General features: G+C 60.7%; 23 protein-coding genes. All 23 read right to left on the bottom strand.

The window, feature by feature from the left end; translation table 11 throughout:
- Positions 1-115 precede the first annotated feature (115 nt).
- A complete protein-coding gene (locus ACQ4MY_RS02575; protein ID WP_440093534.1) occupies positions 116-631 on the bottom strand; it encodes a phage tail protein in 516 nt (171 codons plus the stop codon).
- Entirely contained in the window at positions 628-1779 is a 1152-nt protein-coding gene (locus ACQ4MY_RS02570; protein WP_158830770.1) for a phage tail protein, read from the bottom strand. Before ACQ4MY_RS02570 ends, ACQ4MY_RS02575 begins: the two co-directional genes overlap by 4 nt.
- A gap of 14 nt (positions 1780-1793) precedes the next feature.
- A complete protein-coding gene (locus tag ACQ4MY_RS02565) occupies positions 1794-2393 on the bottom strand; it encodes a YmfQ family protein (protein ID WP_440093531.1) in 600 nt (199 codons plus the stop codon).
- Positions 2381-3424: a baseplate J/gp47 family protein gene (locus tag ACQ4MY_RS02560; RefSeq protein WP_440093529.1), complete on the bottom strand. Its 1044-nt coding sequence runs from the start codon at positions 3422-3424 to the stop codon at positions 2381-2383. Before ACQ4MY_RS02560 ends, ACQ4MY_RS02565 begins: the two co-directional genes overlap by 13 nt.
- Positions 3414-3812, bottom strand: a complete 399-nt coding sequence (locus ACQ4MY_RS02555; protein ID WP_008077144.1) for a phage GP46 family protein — start codon at positions 3810-3812, stop codon at positions 3414-3416. Before ACQ4MY_RS02555 ends, ACQ4MY_RS02560 begins: the two co-directional genes overlap by 11 nt.
- Positions 3812-4321 (bottom strand): phage baseplate assembly protein V, encoded by a 510-nt coding sequence (locus ACQ4MY_RS02550; protein WP_008077143.1) that lies wholly within the window; start codon positions 4319-4321, stop codon positions 3812-3814. Before ACQ4MY_RS02550 ends, ACQ4MY_RS02555 begins: the two co-directional genes overlap by 1 nt.
- 114 nt (positions 4322-4435) lie before the next feature.
- Positions 4436-5482, bottom strand: coding sequence for a phage baseplate assembly protein (locus ACQ4MY_RS02545; protein WP_008077140.1), 1047 nt, complete (start codon positions 5480-5482; stop codon positions 4436-4438).
- Between the two features lie 3 nt (positions 5483-5485).
- Positions 5486-6721, bottom strand: coding sequence for a DNA circularization protein (locus ACQ4MY_RS02540; RefSeq protein ID WP_440093527.1), 1236 nt, complete (start codon positions 6719-6721; stop codon positions 5486-5488).
- The gene (locus ACQ4MY_RS02535; protein ID WP_440093525.1) at positions 6708-8483 is read right to left on the bottom strand and encodes a phage tail protein; all 1776 of its coding nucleotides are present in this window, start codon (positions 8481-8483) and stop codon (positions 6708-6710) included. Before ACQ4MY_RS02535 ends, ACQ4MY_RS02540 begins: the two co-directional genes overlap by 14 nt.
- 130 nt (positions 8484-8613) lie before the next feature.
- The gene (locus ACQ4MY_RS02530) at positions 8614-8910 is read right to left on the bottom strand and encodes a phage tail assembly protein (protein WP_007908778.1); all 297 of its coding nucleotides are present in this window, start codon (positions 8908-8910) and stop codon (positions 8614-8616) included.
- Positions 8907-9254, bottom strand: a complete 348-nt coding sequence (locus ACQ4MY_RS02525) for a phage tail tube protein (protein WP_007908779.1) — start codon at positions 9252-9254, stop codon at positions 8907-8909. The genes ACQ4MY_RS02530 and ACQ4MY_RS02525 overlap by 4 nt, the downstream gene beginning before the upstream one ends.
- 67 nt (positions 9255-9321) lie before the next feature.
- Complete coding sequence (locus ACQ4MY_RS02520) at positions 9322-10818, bottom strand: phage tail sheath subtilisin-like domain-containing protein (RefSeq protein ID WP_440093523.1); 1497 nt, start codon at positions 10816-10818, stop codon at positions 9322-9324.
- A complete protein-coding gene (locus tag ACQ4MY_RS02515) occupies positions 10818-11000 on the bottom strand; it encodes a DUF2635 domain-containing protein (RefSeq protein WP_440093521.1) in 183 nt (60 codons plus the stop codon). Before ACQ4MY_RS02515 ends, ACQ4MY_RS02520 begins: the two co-directional genes overlap by 1 nt.
- On the bottom strand, positions 10997-11581 hold the full coding sequence (locus ACQ4MY_RS02510) for a phage tail terminator protein (protein WP_158830762.1): 585 nt from the start codon (positions 11579-11581) through the stop codon (positions 10997-10999). Before ACQ4MY_RS02510 ends, ACQ4MY_RS02515 begins: the two co-directional genes overlap by 4 nt.
- Positions 11582-11731: 150 nt before the next feature.
- Entirely contained in the window at positions 11732-12757 is a 1026-nt protein-coding gene (locus ACQ4MY_RS02505; protein WP_440093519.1) for a phage late control D family protein, read from the bottom strand.
- A gap of 9 nt (positions 12758-12766) precedes the next feature.
- Positions 12767-12979 carry a tail protein X gene (locus ACQ4MY_RS02500; RefSeq protein WP_440093518.1) on the bottom strand — a complete coding sequence of 71 codons (213 nt, stop codon included), beginning with the start codon at positions 12977-12979 and terminating at the stop codon, positions 12767-12769.
- A complete protein-coding gene (locus ACQ4MY_RS02495) occupies positions 12972-13355 on the bottom strand; it encodes a phage tail protein (protein WP_440093516.1) in 384 nt (127 codons plus the stop codon). Before ACQ4MY_RS02495 ends, ACQ4MY_RS02500 begins: the two co-directional genes overlap by 8 nt.
- Positions 13355-15613, bottom strand: coding sequence for a phage tail tape measure protein (locus ACQ4MY_RS02490; RefSeq protein WP_440093514.1), 2259 nt, complete (start codon positions 15611-15613; stop codon positions 13355-13357). Before ACQ4MY_RS02490 ends, ACQ4MY_RS02495 begins: the two co-directional genes overlap by 1 nt.
- 128 nt (positions 15614-15741) lie before the next feature.
- Positions 15742-16323 (bottom strand): phage tail assembly protein, encoded by a 582-nt coding sequence (locus ACQ4MY_RS02485; protein ID WP_440093512.1) that lies wholly within the window; start codon positions 16321-16323, stop codon positions 15742-15744.
- Positions 16324-16548: 225 nt separating this feature from the next.
- Entirely contained in the window at positions 16549-17055 is a 507-nt protein-coding gene (locus ACQ4MY_RS02480; protein ID WP_008077119.1) for a phage major tail tube protein, read from the bottom strand.
- A complete protein-coding gene (locus ACQ4MY_RS02475) occupies positions 17055-18221 on the bottom strand; it encodes a phage tail protein (protein WP_440093510.1) in 1167 nt (388 codons plus the stop codon). Before ACQ4MY_RS02475 ends, ACQ4MY_RS02480 begins: the two co-directional genes overlap by 1 nt.
- 2 nt (positions 18222-18223) lie before the next feature.
- Positions 18224-18409 carry a hypothetical protein gene (locus tag ACQ4MY_RS02470; protein WP_008077116.1) on the bottom strand — a complete coding sequence of 62 codons (186 nt, stop codon included), beginning with the start codon at positions 18407-18409 and terminating at the stop codon, positions 18224-18226.
- A gap of 100 nt (positions 18410-18509) precedes the next feature.
- The gene (locus ACQ4MY_RS02465; protein WP_440093509.1) at positions 18510-19055 is read right to left on the bottom strand and encodes a DUF4376 domain-containing protein; all 546 of its coding nucleotides are present in this window, start codon (positions 19053-19055) and stop codon (positions 18510-18512) included.
- Position 19056 lies beyond the last annotated feature (1 nt).

Here is a 19056-nt window from a genome sequence, read left to right as displayed (position 1 = left end):
CAAATGACCGGTCCCGACACAGCGTTTCAAGCGTGTCCGTCTACGGTCGGTTTTCTGAAAATAAAAAGCCCACGTTGAAGTGGGCTTGGGTGACGCAGAACGAAGGCTTTTTGGCTTAGCCGGAAACACCGCTGACCAGCTGACGAATCGCGACCAATGCTTCAGCACCTGCGCTGTGCGCCTGCTCCAGATTGCCTTTGGCGGCCTGCGCACGAATCTGCGCCTTGGCTTTCAGACGCAGGGTGCGCAGGGTCAGCAGGTGATCGGTCAGTTCATCGGCCTTGCCGAGAATCTGCTCGGCAGCCTGTTTGGCCGTACGACCTTTGACCACCCAGGCAGCGACCGACAACGGCACTTCCTTTTTCGGGTAACCGGCGTCTTGATAAGCCTGCGCGTCAGCGGCTGCCTGGGCGTATTCCATGGCTTTGAGCGGATCGCCCGCCAGCACCGTGCGGACGCTGTCCGCGACGCCGTCGATTTTGTCGCAGAGGCGTTCGGCGTCTTGCAGCTCCAGTTCGGCCACTCTGCCAACATTGAGGTGCCAGGCTTCACCATCCCAGTCATGGGCCGGGGAAGGTTGTGCAGCGCGCAAGCCGTCCTCGAACTGATGCAGTTCTTGAATGATGATCATCGGATCAACTCCCAGGAAAGATTGATATTCACCGCCGCTGCAAAGTTGATCGCAATACCGTTGGCGTAGTCGCTCGGGAGAATGTTTTTGATGCCCATGCTGAACAGCAATTCGTCACTTGTGCCGTTATCGGCACCCAAGGCGTGTTCGGCTTGATAGGTCTGCCACAGGGAACGCAACATGCTGTGGTCGAAGCTTGCGGTCAATGTCGAAACGGTTGTGTCATTCACCTCGTTGTTGGTGATAATCCGCACCGTCTCACCCGCAATGGCCCAGCCATCCCAGTTGCTCGACGCGGCAGCCTTCGGGTTGAGAAAACAGTAGTTGGCGCCCAGCCAACCGGGTGTAGCAAAATTCATAGCGGTGACTTGCGTCGGATGCGGCGTCGCATTGCCCACAACCAGACGCGCGGCACGGGCATGCGGGTCCAGTGGCAGGTACACCACGCCATTGCCGCTGATTGTTTGCGTCCACGACAAGCGGCTACGGTTATACATCGGCCGGACAATCGGTACTGAGCCGGGGCCGGCTGTCACCACCCACGCCAGACAGAGATCCAAAGGCGTCGACTGAAAACCACCGCCCGCCGCACCATTGATCGTGCCCTTCAATCCCTCGGGCGTGGCGTCATAGATGATGCCGCGCTGCGTGTAGAAGGTCAGCACACCGGCGACCACTTGCGCTCGCAGAAAGTAACCGGAGTTGGGCAACAGATCGCCGCTGCTCCAGGCTTGCGTGGTAAAAGTGCGCGGCCGTCCCAACTGACCGGCCAACACCTCCTGGCCGAGGCTGACCAGCACACCCGGCAGAATTGATAAGCGCCCGCCACTGGTGGCAAACGCCGTCGGCGTGATCGGCAATCGCCCGTCTGCCGTAGCCACGGTAGCGGTTGGCAACGAGCCGATCGGCAACGCCGAATCCAGATTCCAGCCCTTGGCCGAAACGCTCTGAATCGCCTGCAACAGCTGATCGTACTTCTTCTCGTCCGGGGTCAACCCAGCCGCATTGATCACGTTGAGAATCTCCAACGTCACCCCGTTGCCCCACTCCGCCGGAATCAGCGATCCTGGGGTTCCGGTCATCGGGTTTTCATCAACAAATTTCCCATTCACCAAGCCGGCGCTGGGCACACTGTTCGGATAATCCATCCCGTCATTCCTCCCTAGTCATAATTAATGTGCACCTTGGTATGCGCCGGCGCACTGCGGTGGATCAGGCACTCCAGCGCCGAGCCCGGGTTGACGCCGAAACGCTCGCCCCAATAACTTGCACCGAAACGCCGGCCCAGCAGCAGGCGCCCGCCGGTGTTGAGCGTCCACATGAACTGCGCTTCCCACGTGCCCCAATGTGCCGAGCCGAAACGCGAACGGCCCATGCGCGGTGCTTCGAGTTCGGTGATGGTGGCGTTGGGATAGCCCTGGCTTTTGGCGATTTCAAGGTAATAACCGACGGCCTGGCTGCCGACCGCGAGCAAGCGCCGGCGTACGGCCAGGCGACGATCGTCGTACAGCGGGGTGGCGCCCAGGCACGGGTCGGGCAGGTTCATCACCCGTTCCCAGTCGGGCACCAGTTCACTGACGCCGGCCGGGTCCATCTCGTTGAGCAGGTCGGCGGCGCGGGCGTCGAGGCGCGCCAGTTCGACCGCGACGCCTTGCAGCACTTCTTCCAGCTCCGGCACACGCTCCGGGTCCCAGGCCGGGCCACTGGGCAGCAAGGCGCGCAGTTGCGCCTGATATTGCGCGGCAGTTCTTATGCCCCCCATACGCAACCTCCGAAGGTGAGCAGTTCGCTGTCATTGGCCGAAACGTTGGCGACGGGGGCGCTCAGCACATGGTCGGTTTCACCCGCCGCGCTGCTGATGGCTTCGCGGATGTGGCTGATCAGCAGATCCTCGCCGAGGTCAGCCTCGCGGTTGTGCAAGTCGCGCAATTGGGTTTCGACGGCCGCGCGCACGGCGCTGGTGTCGGGGGTCAGCTTCAGGCGATAAACCACCGGCACCTGAATCGGCGGACGCACGTGTACTTCTGCCGTGACCGGGCGCAACGGCTCGATGTAGGCCTGCACCTCGGCCAGTTGCTCGTCGTTCGGCACTGGTTGCGGGTCATCGTCACGCATGATGTACACGCCGACAGTGCCCGGCCCGAGAAAGCCGCCACGGCACCAGGCCCGCGTCACGCCCGGCACTTCCAGTGCCCAGGTTTCGTAGTCGCTGGCCGAGCCACCGTGAGGAATGACCCGATACGAACGGATCACTCGCGAGCGCAACGACTCCAGGCTTTCGCGCGCCACCCCCCCGTTAAGCCCCGGCGCCAGCAGGACAAAACTGCTGCTGACGATGCCCGTGATCGGCTGCACCGGGGTCAGCACCAGACCGGCGTCGGCATTGCCCAGGCTGCCGGCGTCAAGCGCGGCGATGGTGGTGCTGTTGCTGCCGTTGACCGTGGTGCGCGCCGCCGTGACTTTGTAGGTACGCCCGTCATTGGTTTGCAGCAACGTATCGACGTCGAGCACCGCACCGGCAGTGGCGGTAAAGCTGACACTGCCAGTGGCCACCTGCGCGGCTTTGCGCGGCTGGTTCAGGCGCAGCGCAGCGATGCGCTCCAGAGTCGATTCATCGGCTTTGTCGGGAAGGATCTGCTCGGCAATCCAGTCGAGATAACCGTACAGACCATAAGCGGCGCCACCGAGGGTTCGGGCCAGCACTTGCGCATCGGACTGGCGCAGCGAATCGCCGGCCAGGTCGCTTTGGGTGCGCTTGATCAGCACCGGCAGCGAAGGGGTTTCAAACGGCATAGATCACCTGCCAACTGTTATCGGGGTTGATGTCCAGACGTTCGCCATCGGCCAGGGTCAGGACCGTGCGCAGGTTCAGGCGCTGGGCGTCGAGGCGTTCGCTGAGAATGTCGATGGCGCTGCAATGACCGTCGTCGATCAGCCATTGCAAGGCTTCGCGGGCATAGAACTCGGCGTCCATCTGGGTCTGTCGGGTCAACTTGACCCGGCGCAGCAGCCACAGCCGCGAGCCGATGCGATCGTCGGCGACGGTGGGAAACGTGTCGCCCCACCAGCCGAAGCGCTCTTCGTCGTCGAGGGCGTCGTCATCGGCGGCACGGCGCCAGGTGAACAGGCTGATGAGCACGGCGCGGGTCAGCGCGGCGTGGAGGTTCGGGCTGATCAACATTACTTGCCTCCTGCCGGCGCGCCGGTCTGGCCGCTGCCGGCCTGGACGCCGACGTGCACATGTTTGATCTGGCTGATGCCAGCGGCCAACTGGTCGCCGGTGGAGACGATTTTTCCGGTCTGATTGATCACCGGCGTGTCGAAGTTCACCGCGCTGCTGGCGCGGATGTTCAGCGTGGCGGTGTCGATGTCGATGATCCGTCCGCGCTTGAAGTGAATTTTGTCGCCCTCGTCGGTGTAGATCGCCACTTCACCGGCGGCCAGCGATTGCAGGCGATAGCGGCGATCGGCGATGACCAGGGCGATGGCGTGGGAACGGTCGCCGCCGATGAACGTGACGACGCCTTCGGCACCGGCCAGCGGATGGCTGGTGAAACCGTAGGGTTCGAAGTGTTCGAGGTCGTCATTGACCTCGCCGGCGGTGAGGCGCATTTGCAACGATTGCAGCTTGGATGCCGAATTGGCGAGCACGACAGTGCCGCGCGCCAGCAGGCGTGTCAGTAGGCTCATGCTTGGTTCCTGTATGAAACGGGCCGACGTCAAAAGATCGCAGCCTTCGGCAGCTCCTACATAGGATCGGCGTACACCGGTAGGAGCTGCCGAAGGCTGCGATCTTTTCAGGGCCTATGAGGTTTTTTTCGGAGGGCTGGGATTGGCATCGAAGGTATGCGGTGGCGCTACTTGCAGCGTGGTCACCGAACCCTGTGCCGACAGCGAATACGTCACTTTGGAAATCAGCATGTCGCCGTCAAATCCCAGCACCGGATCTTTCACCCGCACCAGCGTGTTGTGGCGCCACAGATCGCCGTTGGCCTGACGCCAGCCCTGCACTTGATACGTAGTGGTCTGCGCCCGGCCCATGCGGGTGGCGCTTTCCCATTGGGCACGCTGCTGCGCCAACTCAAAGGTCAGTTGCGTGCCTTCGTTGATCACCGTGGTGCGCCGACGTTTGAAGGTCAGGTCGGCGGCCGTCGATTCAACTTCGCTGACCGCCGCCCCGCTCTTCTTGTCCGAACCCTTTTGCTGGCCGATCACCCGGTACTCGGAAAACACCTGGCTCTGATCCATCGGCGCATTGGCCGACAGAATATTCTTGCCCAGCTCCAGCGCATCGCTCGCGCGCCCGCCGCTGCCAGGCTTGGCCAGCACCAGTCGGCCCTGCTCGTCATCGGTAGAAAACACCCGTAGCAGCGAGAGCAGACGATCGATCGACTGAAACACGGTTTCACCCGGCACGATCGTGTGTTTGGTCAGCCGTGCAGTCTCGGGAATCTCATTGACCACCATCAGGCCGTACTCCATCGCCAGCGCCTGAACGATGCTCAGCAGCGGTTGCTCCTGCCATTGATTCGGCTGGTTTCTGGCGGCGCAGTCGACCAGATCCTGAGTCTTGGAGCTGCCCTCCAGGGTCAGGCTGATCTGCCGGCCGTCATAGCGGATCGGCGCCTTGAACACGTAACCGGTGAGCAGCAGATCCTTGCCGATCCTCACCTCACAGGGATCGCCGGGGCTGATCCGCTGATCGACGGCCTGCCCCGGCCATTGCCAAGTGATGTCGAGTTTGAAGGTGCGGAACTGGCGCTCCAGGTCAGCGGTGATTTCCACGCTTTTCCAGCCGCCGTATTCCATGTTGTTGACCGTCAGCGTGACGCGGTTATCCATCTCGCTCATGGTTCACTCCCCGGACACTTTGACTTCGTTGGGCGAGAATCCCGGATGGGTAATCCCGTTGCGCTGAGTGATTTCATCGACCCGCGTGGCATCGCCAAATTGCTTGTAGGCAACGACCAGTGCCGGAAAGCTTTCCTGAAACGCCTTGCTGACCTGGCGCACGCCGGACGAAGCCACCGCTTTGAGGTGAGCCACCAGAGCCTCTTTCACATCGTTGATCGCCTGAAAGTGCGCCGGACCGGCCTTCGCCAACATCGGATCGATGGCCGCCGACACCGCCGCGCGCAGCGCTTTCATATCGTCACTGACCGGCACTTCCTGGCGGCTCACCGGCGTTGTCGCCTGTTGCCCCACCGAGGGTGTCGATTGCAGCTTCACCGGGGTTGTCGCCACCGGCATCGACGCCACCCATTGCGCGACCTTGACCAGCATCGTGTCTTGCACCAGATCGGCCATGGCCTGCGCCGCTGCGTTGGTGTCCTTGCCGGTGGTGATCTTCGGCGCATCGGCCTTGCGGATCGCTTCGAGTTGTTGCGACACGTCGGCAATCACGCCACGGTAGCCCTCCTTCGCGAACGCCTTGAGTTCCTTGATATCACCGAGCAAACCCTTGAACTCCGCAGCCACTTCCTTGGGCAATTCCTTGACGGCCTTGACCAGTTCAGTGATCTGTTTGTACTGCTCGATCAGCGGTTTGAGCTGCTCTTTGATCACCTCATAAACCCCGGTCAGGCTGTTGCGCAGATTGGCGATGCCGATCCGCGCAGCCTTGATCAGCGTCATCGCCTGTTCGAAGCGCGCCACCGCCGAACCCAGCAAGGAGTCGGCCTTGACCAACAAGACTTTCTGCGTGCTGACGGTAGCGGTCGGGAACGGCAATGGTTGGTCGGGATAGAACTTCAGCGCAAAAGTCACCAGCCCGCCGTCCTGGCGGGTGTGGGTCATGTCGCACTCGCCGACCTTGACTTGCAGCCGTCCCAGCCACGGATGCACCAGCTCACCGCTGCCCGCTTCCAACGCCTTGAGCAGCTTGTCGCGCTGCTCCAGGCAATCAGCGCCGATGATGAATGCGGTGATGTCGTGGGTCTTGGCCTGCTGGCCGAGGTCCTCGAAATACGGCAGGTCACGCTGCGGATATTCGTGCAGCTGACCTTTGCGACCGACCGGGGTTTTCGCCTGATCGATCCAGAAGCCGACACCGCGAAAGGATGCCGGCAACAAACGGTCACGCCAGTTCATTGGAACCTCCTGCCGACAGCGAGCGATAGCCGATGCGCGACGACAACGCCAGGCCCGGTTGATTGGTTTGCGGTTGATCAGTGCGCAGCCCCGCCGGAGCATTTTCGAAGCGCACCGTGAGGCCGCCCTCGAGTTGCGTACGGTTGTTGGCGGCGCTTTGCTGGATCAGGGCACCGGAACTCTGTGGCAACGATCCACCCTGTAGCGCGCCGTTGCTCGAAGCTTGAGGGCTCGCGCCGAAGAACGCTGGCGCCAGTTCGCCTTTGCCTTCGGCATTGGTCTGGCGTTGTGCTTCGGTGAAGGTTTCCACCTTGCCGGTGACCTTGGCGATCAGTCCGGCAAAGCCACCGTCGAACAGCTCTTTGATCGGTGCGATGACGGTTTGCAGCTTTTGCCACAACTCGCCGAACCATTCGGTGATCGGCCCCCAGTTCTTGATGATCTGCCCCAACGGTGTCCATTCGAACATGTTGTGCAGAAACTCCAACACCGGCGCAGCCAGCGCTTGCACCACGCCCCACAGCGCCGAAAACACTTCGCTGATCGGTTGCCAGTACATGGCGATCTGTTCCAGCGGCGACCATTCGAACAAGCTCTGGAAGAAGCTTTTGATCTGCTGCGCCGACGTTTGCAACGCGGTCCAGATCGGTTCGAAGAACGTGACGATGCTGCCCCAGTTATTGACGATCATCCCCAGCGGGGAGAAGTCGAACAACGTGCCGAAGAAATCCTTGATCGCTTGTGCCGCCGGTTGCAGCGCCGTCCAGATCGAGCCGAAGAACCCGGTGATCGCCCCCCAGTTGTTGATGATCATGCCCAACGGCGTCCAGTCGAACAGGCCTTTGAGGAACGTCATCACCGGCACACTCAAGGCCTTGAGCAATTCCCAGATCGCCGAAAACAGCCCGGTCAGCGGCGCCCAGTTGTCCATGATCATGCCGGCGGGTGTCCAGGAGAACACCGACTTGAAGAAGTCGATCACCGGCGCAGTGACGGCTTTGACCTTGTCCCAGATCCCGGAGAAGAATCCCGCGATCGGTGACCACAATGCCGCCAGTGCATCCAGCGGTCGCCAATCGAGGATCGAGCGCAACGTTGCCATCGCACTCGCACCGAGGTTTTTCACGCCCTCCCACAGGCCCTTGAAGAACGCGCTGATCGGCGTCCAGTTGGCATAAATCAAACCGGCCGCTACCGCGATGCCCATGGCGATCAGCATGATCGGATTGGTCTTGAGCACCATGCTCATGACGTCCATCACCTGGGTCATACCGGTAACGGCGGTTTGCATGGCGGAGAAGGCAATCGCCCCCGCCGCCAGACCTTCGACCAGTTTCGGGTTGTCGGCGAGCAGGCTGCCGACCTGCGTCAGCATCGGTTCCAGCCCGACCACCAACGCCCCTACCGCCGGCACCAGCGCGGCGTCGACGGCCGCCGAAACCTTCTCCATCGAGGCACTGAACACGTTCATGTTCTGTGCAGCGACTTTCGGCGTGGCGGGCAGGTCGACGGTTTTTGCCGTGTCGCTGACTTCGGTCAATTTGCCCTGAAACGCCGCCGCCGATTTGATCCCGTCCACGAACGGCTGGATCACGCTGCCGCCCTTGAACAGACCGCTGATGTCCAGTTTGCCGAGGCCGGCCTGTTCGAGATTTTTCTTGAAGCTCTCGACCTTGGCCTGAAGGGCGCCTAGCTTGGGCGACAGTTCGTCGATGCCGGTGATCAGCACCGGCGTTTTCACTTTGGTTTCTTCGTCTGCCATCACTGCACCTGCTGCATCGCGTTGATCCGTTGCGCGTGCTCCAGCGATTCGCGGAGCACATCCAGTGGCCTGGCCATCATCTGTTCGGGGTCAACCTTCCAGAACCAGGCCAGGTCATAGGCGACGGCGATCAGGTCGGTGATGGCGCCGACGCCGCACTCATGAAAAAACTCGCAACGGCCCAGCTCAGCGCATTGAGGTCAGCCAGATCCAACTGGTTGACCGACGACGGCGGAATGCCGGCGCACACGGCGATGTATTTGGCCGCCACGTCCATGTCGAGGCTGACTTCTTCGCTCTTGTCGATCTTGTACGGCAGCGCCTTGATCGCTCGCACTTCCTGCACCGTCGGACGGCGCAGGACGAGTTCGGTCAGGGGCTCGCCGTGAGCTTCGATCGCAACCTGAAGCTTCACGGCGCCGCTCATTGCCAGGTCCCCTTGATGCCTTCGAATTTCAGTTCGATGGTGGCGTCATCGCCTTTGGAGACTGGCTCTTCGACCAGATACGCACCGGCCAGCACGTAGACTTTGCCGTTGCTGAATTCGCAGGTGACGGTAATGTCGGTGCCTTCGATCAGCTTCTTCAGCGGGAAGTCGGCGGTGTGCAGCGCGGTCACTTTGAACGACGGCGCGATGTCGGTTTCCTTGTAGAAGCCGGGGACGACGGTTTCGCGTTTAACGGCCATCAGCGGGGCTTCGCAGCCGCCATTGATAGTCAGTTGTGCGCCGTCGACCTTGACGTAGCAGGTGCCTGCAATCAGTTGACCCATGGTGTTACTCCCTTGAATAAAAAAGCCCACGCGAGGTGGGCTGAATGCTGGTGGTCAAACGCGCTGATCAAGCCGCGTCGTCGTACTGCAGACGGAATTGGTTGAGCAGTGCGAACACGCGCAGACCGTTGATGTAATCCGGCGGGAACAGCACGTTCACGCGGCTCGGGTCCTGCACGTCGCGCTCGACGATCAGGTGCTCGGCGAACAGCTCGGAGTTCTCGACATGGCCTTCCAGTTCGAGCTTGGCGTACTGCGCAATCAACTCGCCGCGAATGGTGCTCGGGGTGACGATCGGCTGGCCGGCGCCAAAACGGGTACCGTCGGAGGCCAGTTTGTGCCGGCCGTATTTGCTGGTGATCACGCTTTGCAGACGACGGACGATGAACGCCGACTGGTGCATGGTTTCGCTGTCCAGATAGGAGTTGTCGGCCTGGCCGTAAGCGTTTTTCTGGTAAGTAGTAATCGAGCGCTGGATGCGCACGTAGCCGCCTTCGTAGTACGCGGTGGCGATGCCGTAGTTGAGCAGCGACTGACGCTCGGTCAGGGTGAAGCGCTCGCTCGCCGGTGCCGGATCAACGCCCGGCAGGCTGCCGCTTTGCGTCGGACGGCTGGCGTCGGCAGAGATGAACACCGCGGTGCGTGCGGCCAGTGCGGCAGCTTGTACCCAGTACGGTTGCGGAACGCCCGGCTCCAGCGCCTGAATGGTCATGTGCTGGTCGTTACGTGCCTGGCCGGCAGCAACCAGAGTGCCGACGGTGCCGCGCTTGGCGCTGTAGACGTGACCGAACAATTGCTTGGCCCACGACCAGCGACCGGTGCTGTCATCCATGACGGCTTGCCAGGTATTGAGCGTCGACAGATCGGACCATGGCAACGCGATGAATTCGAATGGCTCATCACCCAGTGCGGCGATCGCTTCAACCTGATCCGGCACACCGGCGCCGCCGGTCATGGCGGTGATGGCGCTGGTCAGGCCGGCCGGGGTTTCTTCGCCGTTGCTTTTGCCCAGGCGATTGAATTGCAGGCTGATGTCGTTGCCGCTGTCGCCAGTCCATTTGGCGTTCAGGGTGACTACGCCTTCGGCAACGGCAGCGCTCACCGGCAGGTCGGCCGTGGCGTTGATTTTCTGCGCCAGCGCCGTGGCGGCCTGAGCAGCGGTTGCGCCGTTGACCACGGTAGCCTGCACCCGCACGCCGCCGACGTAGAGATTGAGTAGACCGGCCTGGGTCGCGGTGCCGGTGAGGGTCAACACACCTTTGGCGATGGCGCCTTCGGTGTTGTGCAGCGGCAGGCACCAGATCTCGCCGATCGGGTCAGCCTTGCGGAAGGTCTCGTACATCGAAGCAAGCATCGAGCCTTGGCCGCCGATGCTTTTAGCCAGTGCAACGCTGGAGACCAGCACCAGTTTGCCGACCTCGGTCGGGGCAATGTTGTCGTTGACCTGAGCGACGATCAAGCGACGCAGGGTCGAGCTCGCGCTATTGGCAGCCGAATTGTCCATTTCGGCATAGAACAGCGGTACACGAATGTCCGCGGGGATGTTGCTGAATCCGATCGCCATTATTTGGCTCCCTGTGGTTTAGCCGCTTTTGCGGTTTTGATTGTGATATCGCCGTCGGCCAGACGCCGGCGCCACCAGGCGCTGTCCAGCACTTCACGGCCTTCGAGCGGCAGCAGATCGCCGGCCTTCGGGTCAGGTACGACACGGCCGGCGGCCGGCAGTACGGTGATGCGATTGCTCATGGGGTTACGTCTCCAGAGAAAGTCAGTTCCACGCGCCCATCGGGGCCCGGGCGTTGCAGGTTGGGGTCGGCGGGGTCGATCGCATCGACCCGCACGGTGGCCCCGGTAAAGGACGACAAACCGTCCAGTTCGCGTTCGTGCCAACTCTCCGCAGGCTGACTCGGCAGATTGCGGCCGAGCTGGAACTCGGCAAAAAAGCGCAGCCGATAGAACACGCGGCTGCTGTTGATCGAGACCAGTTCACCGCCGTCATAGGCGATGGCGCTGTAGTCTTTGTCCGGCTTGAACCCCACCAACGCGCGCCACAGTTCAGCGCGCAGGTCGTGCAACAGATCCAGCGCTTTTGTAGCCTCGCTGGCGTCAAGCACGAGGACGACTTCGAAGCGCTCGCGAATCGGTTGCGCGGTGAGGTTTTGTGCAGTGCTGGTGCTGGCCAGATCCGCCAGCGGCAGAACATGCGCCGAAGGCATTGGCAGATCGGGATTGCCTTGCAGCAACGCCAGATCGACGCCCACCGAAATGTGATTGGCAAGCCCAGGGCACTGCCCACGCAGCTGCGTGAGGATCGGGGTGATCTTCATGGGGATGTTCCAGAATGATGAGAATTGCGCAGGACTCATGTAGGAGTGAGCCTGCTCGCGATAGCGGACTTGCAGTCAGCGTCGATGGTGACTGACACACCGCAATCGCGAGCAGGCTCACTCCTACAAGGGATTTGTGGTGTTGAGAGATCAGTCTTCAGCCTTTGGATCGAGGCCGCTGGCATCGATCAGGCAGCGATAGCTGTTCTCGCGATTACCGCTGGCGGTGACCTTGTCGATCGACCAGCGCCCGCGCATGAAATCCGGCCAGGTATCATCGAGCAGCACCAGGCCTTCAGCGGCCAGTCGCGGATCGCCCGGGCAGGTGATCTTCACCTTGAACTTCTGCCGAAGCATTTTGCGCACTTCGCCTTCTCCCACGGCAATGGCGTCGGCTTCATTGGGTTGCTTCTGGCGGATGGTCTTGAACGGCGCAAGTCCCGTTTCGACCCAATGCAAAACGCCTGTAACAGCATCGACAAAACAGGTCTTGCAGCCCTTGGCCTGCTCGCGGGCGGCCTCTTCCAGCGTGGCGCTGATGAAAGCCTGGTCGCCGGGACGATTGTCGTGGGTGACCGACAGCGTCACATCGTGCAGTTTCTGGCCCGAGATTGATTTGATCTGACCGGGCCGCGCCAGCACATACGCATCGCCATAAGGTTTGGCGACCAGGTTGTACTTCTTCGCCAGCCGCGTCAGAAAGCCCATGTCGGTTTCATTGGACTGGTCGACGTGGGCGATCTTGATCAACGACACATCCGCTGCGACACGTGATGAAAAGCCATGCTGCGACACCAGTTTGCTAAACAATTGACCGAGCGTCGTCGGTCCATGACTGGCGGTGCGGCGCTGCTTGAAGCCGGTTTCATCATCCTTGGTAAAAGGCGCTGCAGTGGCCACCAGGGTCAGGCGAAGCGGAAACAGCGTGGGCGTCAGGCGAGTGACTTTGAACTGGCCCTTGTCGACCATTTCTTCCATTTCCAGGTAACCCGCCAGCAGGCCGATTTTCCCGCCGAGTTTCGGCAGCCCTTCCAGGCCTTCCAGATCAATGGTCAGGGTCAGCTGATCGGACTCGATTCCGGCGGCATCAATGTGTTCCCAACTGATCAGACGCTGGTTGAGCAGATCCGCGTTTTCGCCATAAATCTGCACGACCGGGGTAAAACCCAGTGCCATACAACCTCCTTAATCCCAGGCCGTCAGCGCTTTGCTCGCGGCGGGTTTGCTGTCGAGTTCAGGCAGCACGAGCCAGATGCCAGCGGGCAGCACAGGGCCGTACTCGGCCAGAGTCGGGTTGAGCTTCCACAGGGCCTCTTCAGCAGCGTCATCGCTGCGCCCGGTTTCGCGGTAGAGCAGCAGATTCACCGAATCACCGGCCACGCTTCGTACCTTACGCATTGTTGAACTCCGCCAATTCGAGTACCCACTTGATCACCATCGCGGTGCCGTCATCGATGACCTCGCTCTGGTTTTCCTGAACGCTGTTGATCCGCCACAACCCCCAGTTGCGACCGATACCGTCAATCAACGGCAACGGCACACGCAGTGCCTGAAGAGCGCGCAATTCATCGAGCCGTTCCATGGCCACGGCGTACATCGCGGTGCCGCTGATGGTCAGGGTTTCCGGATTTTGTCCAATCTGACTGGACTTGGGTTTACTGGTGAGAATGGGCAACTGCGTCCAGCCACCGTCCGACTTCCTCGCCAGCGTGCTGTAGGCGAAGTTGCGGGACAGGCCGAAGATGAAACTGCCCAATGCCATTTGTTGTTTCATCAGGCGACTCCATCGGTCAGGGCTGCGTCACGGCGGGTGGCGAGGGGGTTGGTGCTCATCAAAGGCGTAAAGTCAGACGTGAAATGTGACTGCATGACTTGCGCCACCATAGCGGTCACTTTTTCAGCGCTGGCTAAATCGCCGCCGCTGAAGTTGAACGAGGGCGCGTAAGTAATCTGATGGTTTGAGGTCTGAGCGCCAGCGAGGTCTTTGGCGACGTCTGCTGGCGGGGCGAGTTGATCCGGGGCAGGCGTCGCGAGCTTTTCACCCAATGAGCTTCCCCACTGATTGCCGTAGTAAGTGCCAACTGCTCCGCCAACCCCTCCACCAACAACCGCTCCGGCAGGACCGGCGAAAGCCCCCAGGAAGGCACCAAGGCGCGACCCCACGTAACTTCCAGCAACCCCACCCACCAGGCCGCCCGCTCCTCTGGCTGTTTGTTTGCCATCGGCATCGAGCAAGCCGTTGACCACATCCATACCGGAGTCGAGCATCATCAACGGCATACTCAGAGGGCCAGCCAAACGACCAATTCGGGCACCTTGGCTGACCAGACTTCGGCCTGGACCGGATGCCAGGTATTTAGCGCGGTTAAGCGCACCGGATCCCAGAGTCTTGGCACTGTTAAGCGCAGCGGAACCCCAAGTCTTGGCATGGTTCAGCGCAATGGAACCCCAAGTCCTGGCACCGTTAAGTACTGCGGAGCCCCAGGATTTTGCAGTTGTGCCGACGAACTCGAAGTTGGCGACAGTGGCTGTCGTTCCTTTAATGCCCTCGGCCAGCATCGATCCAGCGACCTGCACACCCTTGATACCGGCAATACTCAAAATCAACGTACGCGCAAGCTCCGGTGATTCTTCAGCCACGCTGCTCAAGCCATCGGTCGCCCACGCCATCGCCCCGGTGAGCCTGTCAAAATCAGGCAGCACAGCAGCGCCAGCCGAGCTGAGGAGGCGGTCTTTCTGAGCAGTGAAAATGTTCCAGCCCGTTTGCGACGTATCCGAAAGCTTCAGCGCAGCCTGATTAACTGCCCCGCCCTCCTCGCTTGGCGCCGAAGTTGCGTACTGCTTTTTATCTTTGACGAGATCAAATGCACCTCGCACATCAGCGGTGCGCTCAAGCATTTTCACAACGGGCTGGTCGATCGAAAACAACGTCATCGCCAGACCGGCTTGCTGCCCGGGGGATTTCTCGTTCAGCGCCTCAAGCACTTGGACAATCGCGCCGGGGGCATCCCCTTGCATTTGCGCAGCGAGGGCCTTTGGATCGAGCTTAAGCTCAGCGAGCACCGCTTTCTGACTGGCCGAGGCGTTGTCGCCCAACGCCAGCGTCGTGGTGATCTTCTCCAGTGCCACTCCAGCGTCAGCCCTGTTTACGTTGACGTTGAGCATTGCCGCAGCAAAAGCCGCCGTCTGTTCGGGGCTCAGACCTGCGCCTTTTGCCGAAGCGCCGTAGTTGCTGACGATCGAACCGATGTCCGCCACCGAGGCGCTCAGTCGGCTTCCAAGCACACTGGTCGCATCGGCGAGGTCGAGGGTATTTGCTCTGTTGAGCCCCATCGATGTGCGCCAGCCGATCAGCAGATCCGCGACATCCGGCGCTTTCATCTCAAAGGCTGTGGCCGTGACGGCGGTGTCTCGGGTGAATTCGCTGAGGGCGTCTTGCCGGCCGACTTCAGTCTTCTGATCGCTGCCAACTCCCCCCTTCGCACCGGCATACATCACGCCTGCCAGGTCAACCGTGGTGGTACCGCCAGCAGCCACTTTGCGCTCGGTGGCCATTTTCTCCAGCGATTCGCGCAACGCTTTGCGTTCATCGCCTTCAACACCTGTAACCCGACCCAGCCGCACCATCGCAGTGTCAAGATCGATCGTCGGTTGCAAGAGTTTGAAGGGCTGGGTTGCACCATTGGCACCTGGCGTTTTGGCTTCGGCGCCGACGGTCGTGCTGCCCGTTTGTGTTTGCCGGTCATTCAGAGACTGCTGCAACGAGCGCTGTGAAATCAGCACCGCGTGTATCGAGGTCAGCACATTCCTGAGCTGAACCTGCTCGGCGGTCAGATTGCGCAACTCGCTGGTGGCGTCGGCCAGCGCCAGGCTTAGCCCGGTATACCCACCCCCACCGTCAGGGCTCGACGCAGGTGCTACTGGTGCAGGCATCGTCGGGGTCATCAAGGCGACAGTCTTGCTAGCGGTGCTCAACGCCCAGGCCTCATGATTGACCGTCGCGAACGTCAACCCATAGTTATCGTCTGCCATGCCGCTCTACTCCTGTTTGACGCCAAGGCGAGTGATCGCTATGTCGTAGCGGCGCAACGCCTTTTCGGCGTCCCATTCCAGAATCTCCGCCTCACTTACCGGGTAAATGAGCGGGACGATATCGAGGATTACTTCGATGTCGCGTTCCGAAAGTAGGCCGCCGGCTGGTTTAAAAAATCGTCGATGCGCACCTGCAATTGCGTCCAGTCAGGGACGGTCAACTGGGCCAGATCGGGGATCATCAGACCGGCACAATGAGCGGTGATGAACTCGGCGCGTTCCTTGGCCGTTTTCAGTTTCTTCATCACTTTGGTGGCGCGCAGCACCGGCATTTCCAGGCTCAGCGAAGTCACGGTGCGGCCGGTGACGGCGAGCGGTTGCAACAGCTGGATCTGATCGGGATCGGCGGATTTTTCCGCGTCTTCGACCTGGTCGAGAAAGTACGCTGTCGGACGGGTCGACATCTCGTGTACGTACTGCGCGATGCTCACGTAGTCCGGGCGTTTGAGCTGGTCGAGTTCCTTGACCGACAGGCCGGTGGCGAGCAGCGCCAGTTCGAAGAACTGATCGTCCTCGTCATCGCCGGCGCGTTCCAGCGCTTCTTTCTGTGCGGCGTAGAACAGTGGCTTGAGCTGGATCTGATCGATCTGCGAACCGTCGTCACCGGTGATGGGCGACAGCAGATCATGCTGGGGTGGCATCCACGACATGTATGAATTCCTTGGTGATTCTTGAGGGGGTGTAGCAAAGCCCTTGCAGGAACGGCTTTTGTGGCGAGGGGATTTATCCCCGATGGGCTGCGTCGCAGCCCCACACTGAACGCTCGATTTTTCAGCTACAACATGAGCTTGGAATCGGGGCCGCTGCGCAGCCCATCGGGGATAAATCCCCTCACCACAAGGCTCACTCCTACAGGTTTTTTGTGGTGCGCCGGGTTACGGCATCAGCACGGCGCGGCGGGCATCGCCGAGGATGTCGACGCCGTTGAGCACGAACTTCTGGGTGCGTACGTCGATGTCGATCACTGGAATGCCGTTTTCCAGACGGTTGTAGGTGCGGCAGGAGAAATCCAGGGTCGTCAGGGCTTTGCCACCCATTTTGATTGCGTCTTCACCCATGGTTTTGAGCTTGCCGCCGATGGTGTGGTAGGTGAACCAGGTGTTGCCGTCCTGATCCTGACCGGCTTCACGTACGTTCAGCAGGATGTCGTCGCCCAGCTTCACGCCCATGGCGAGCAACACTTCTGCGCCCGTACCTTGCAGCTTGATCTGAGCATTGAGCGCCTTGGCACTCTTGGCCATTTCTTCAATGATGAAACGGCCACCGGTCATGTTTTCCATCTCGAAATCAATCTTCGGCGGAGTAAATTCTTCTACTGTCGCCGACAGCGGCAGGCCTTGCAGGGTGGCCGCGATGGCCTGTCTTACGCGGTTGGTAAACATTAGAGAACGTCCTCCAGGAACTGCTCGATGATTTCATCGCGGGCGTTGAGTTGATAAACCATGTGTTCGTTCGGCGCGTAGCGGCCGTAGTCGATGACCACGTACCAGGTGCCGTTCTTGTACTTCTCGACGCTGTTGAGTTCCGGGTGCAGATACACGCTGCCGCCAGGAATGGTTTCGTCGGCGACCAGGGTTTGCAGCCAGTCGTTGATGCGCTTGACCTCTTGATCCATGAAGGATTTGGTGAGGTTCTTGGCCATGGCTTTCTGGCCGGCCTTGACCAGCTTGCGGCTGATCGCATCTTCGAGGCCGACGTAGCTGATGAACTTGCCGGTGATCGAGCGGTTACCCAGCAGCGAGAAGCCGCCGAGCACGGTGCGGGCGTAGTAGCTGACGCCGTAGCGGTTGAGCAGATCGCCTTCGGTGGAGGTGTCGAGGATGTTGTATTCAACGACCCGCGAAACGTCTTCGGCGTAGGTCACCTGGTTGCCCGGGCTCTCCCACTGCTTGACCTTGGCCAGTGCGGCAATCGCCAGACTGGAAGGCGACAGGAAGACGTTTTTCTTCGCCGCCTTCGAGTACACCGCAGGCATGTTGTGCACCACCAGGCAACGGTCGAAACCGAGGTCGGCGCCGCCCAGCTCCTGGCTGTACAGCACTTGATCAGCGACCGAAGCGTCCTTGCCGTCCAGCACCACACGGGCCTTGATGCGCTTGCCGAACGAGGCGAACTCGCTGGCCACCGCTTTGGTGCCGGTGAAGCCCGGCGCGCCGATGATGGTCAGGTCTTCCGGGACACTGCCCAGCGCGGCCAGACCGAGCTTGCGGCCGGTCGCCGGCTCGACGCCGCCGATCACTGCGTTAACGGTGTCGGCCGGGGTCGCGCCCGCTTCGACGATCACCACGTAGACCGGCACCTTGACCACTTTGAGGATCTGGTAAACCGCGTGGTACAGGGTGCCTTCCTCGGCGCCGGTCGGATCGAGCAACGCGTGGGTGGTGAAGCTGTTGATACGGAACGGCGCGTTACGCGGAATCAGCGGATCGGCCTTCGGCGCGGTGCCGACCAGACCGATGACGTTGTCACCCAGGCCACCCATGGCCTCGGGGGATTCGGTGGCATTGACGGTAATGCCGTTGTGCTCGAAGTTCAAAACCTCAGCCATGTTCAGTCAGCCTTCTTGGCGGCGGCCTTTTTGGCCTGGGTGGATTGGGTTTTCAGTTCCAGTCGACCGGCGAAGTGCAAGGCACTGGCCTCGACGTCGAGCAGATCGAGTTCCTGGCCGATGCTCGACCAGTGCCCACCACCGGTGGGGAATGGGACGAGCACGGTGTAGGTTTGGCGGGTTGCCATTTTTCGTTTCTCCATAAACGGGAAAGCCCCTCTTGGGGAGGGGCTTGGCGGGTGTTGAGTTTTTTGAGCGGATAAGAAAACGCCCCGGAGTGCGGGGCGTTTATTGAGGCACGGGGATTGGTGTAACCGGCACGGAATCAGGCCAGCCTTCTTTCAGCATTGCATCCACATAAGTGTCTGCCTCGACAGCTTGAAGCAGCTGAAATTCACGGTCGAAGCAAGCCTGAACGTGCGCCCTGACGGCTTTGGCAATGGCGAGAATCTGCTGCGCTCCAATTTCTACGAAGCCATCGAGGGTTTTGAAATTGCAGCGATAGTCAGGATCAAGCATCGCCGAAAGTCCCGCGCCGTAAATCAGCCCTGCGCTTTCGCGCGAGGTCGCAATCGATAAGCCGTCCACAGACACGGCAGAATCTTCGCGTTCATAACGCTCGGCAGCGACTGACCGCGCATAGTCAGGAGCCACTTGCGGAAACGGCTCTTTGATAATCTCGTTGCCCACCTTTCGCCAGATACCATCGGTTTCTTGCGTCAACCTGACAAACAGGTCCTGGTCGATTTTGACGGCTGACGCGGGGATCTGATGAACCCCTTCAATCAGACAGGCCTGTAATTTCGAATGTTCGTCGAATAGTGCGTATTTCATG

It is taken from the genome of Pseudomonas sp. SM4 (assembly GCF_051913165.1).
In the GTDB taxonomy this organism is placed as follows: domain Bacteria; phylum Pseudomonadota; class Gammaproteobacteria; order Pseudomonadales; family Pseudomonadaceae; genus Aquipseudomonas.
This window is presented reverse-complemented; position numbering and strand designations above follow the sequence as displayed.

Coding starts and splice junctions, on each gene's coding strand:
- ACQ4MY_RS02540 (WP_440093527.1), bottom strand. CDS start 6,721: ATGAACTGGCGTGACCGTTTGTTGCCGGCATCCTTTCGCGGTGTCGGC.
- ACQ4MY_RS02505 (WP_440093519.1), bottom strand. CDS start 12,757: ATGGCACTGGGTTTTACCCCGGTCGTGCAGATTTATGGCGAAAACGCG.
- ACQ4MY_RS02530 (WP_007908778.1), bottom strand. CDS start 8,910: ATGAGCGGCGCCGTGAAGCTTCAGGTTGCGATCGAAGCTCACGGCGAG.
- ACQ4MY_RS02515 (WP_440093521.1), bottom strand. CDS start 11,000: ATGAGCAATCGCATCACCGTACTGCCGGCCGCCGGCCGTGTCGTACCT.
- ACQ4MY_RS02500 (WP_440093518.1), bottom strand. CDS start 12,979: ATGCGTAAGGTACGAAGCGTGGCCGGTGATTCGGTGAATCTGCTGCTC.
- ACQ4MY_RS02570 (WP_158830770.1), bottom strand. CDS start 1,779: ATGGATTATCCGAACAGTGTGCCCAGCGCCGGCTTGGTGAATGGGAAA.
- ACQ4MY_RS02520 (WP_440093523.1), bottom strand. CDS start 10,818: ATGGCGATCGGATTCAGCAACATCCCCGCGGACATTCGTGTACCGCTG.
- ACQ4MY_RS02485 (WP_440093512.1), bottom strand. CDS start 16,323: ATGTCGTGGATGCCACCCCAGCATGATCTGCTGTCGCCCATCACCGGT.
- ACQ4MY_RS02495 (WP_440093516.1), bottom strand. CDS start 13,355: ATGAAACAACAAATGGCATTGGGCAGTTTCATCTTCGGCCTGTCCCGC.
- ACQ4MY_RS02525 (WP_007908779.1), bottom strand. CDS start 9,254: ATGGGTCAACTGATTGCAGGCACCTGCTACGTCAAGGTCGACGGCGCA.
- ACQ4MY_RS02480 (WP_008077119.1), bottom strand. CDS start 17,055: ATGTTTACCAACCGCGTAAGACAGGCCATCGCGGCCACCCTGCAAGGC.
- ACQ4MY_RS02490 (WP_440093514.1), bottom strand. CDS start 15,613: ATGGCAGACGATAACTATGGGTTGACGTTCGCGACGGTCAATCATGAG.
- ACQ4MY_RS02465 (WP_440093509.1), bottom strand. CDS start 19,055: ATGAAATACGCACTATTCGACGAACATTCGAAATTACAGGCCTGTCTG.
- ACQ4MY_RS02550 (WP_008077143.1), bottom strand. CDS start 4,321: ATGAGCCTACTGACACGCCTGCTGGCGCGCGGCACTGTCGTGCTCGCC.
- ACQ4MY_RS02545 (WP_008077140.1), bottom strand. CDS start 5,482: ATGAGCGAGATGGATAACCGCGTCACGCTGACGGTCAACAACATGGAA.
- ACQ4MY_RS02555 (WP_008077144.1), bottom strand. CDS start 3,812: ATGTTGATCAGCCCGAACCTCCACGCCGCGCTGACCCGCGCCGTGCTC.
- ACQ4MY_RS02510 (WP_158830762.1), bottom strand. CDS start 11,581: ATGAAGATCACCCCGATCCTCACGCAGCTGCGTGGGCAGTGCCCTGGG.
- ACQ4MY_RS02535 (WP_440093525.1), bottom strand. CDS start 8,483: ATGGCAGACGAAGAAACCAAAGTGAAAACGCCGGTGCTGATCACCGGC.
- ACQ4MY_RS02575 (WP_440093534.1), bottom strand. CDS start 631: ATGATCATCATTCAAGAACTGCATCAGTTCGAGGACGGCTTGCGCGCT.
- ACQ4MY_RS02565 (WP_440093531.1), bottom strand. CDS start 2,393: ATGGGGGGCATAAGAACTGCCGCGCAATATCAGGCGCAACTGCGCGCC.
- ACQ4MY_RS02560 (WP_440093529.1), bottom strand. CDS start 3,424: ATGCCGTTTGAAACCCCTTCGCTGCCGGTGCTGATCAAGCGCACCCAA.
- ACQ4MY_RS02470 (WP_008077116.1), bottom strand. CDS start 18,409: ATGGCAACCCGCCAAACCTACACCGTGCTCGTCCCATTCCCCACCGGT.
- ACQ4MY_RS02475 (WP_440093510.1), bottom strand. CDS start 18,221: ATGGCTGAGGTTTTGAACTTCGAGCACAACGGCATTACCGTCAATGCC.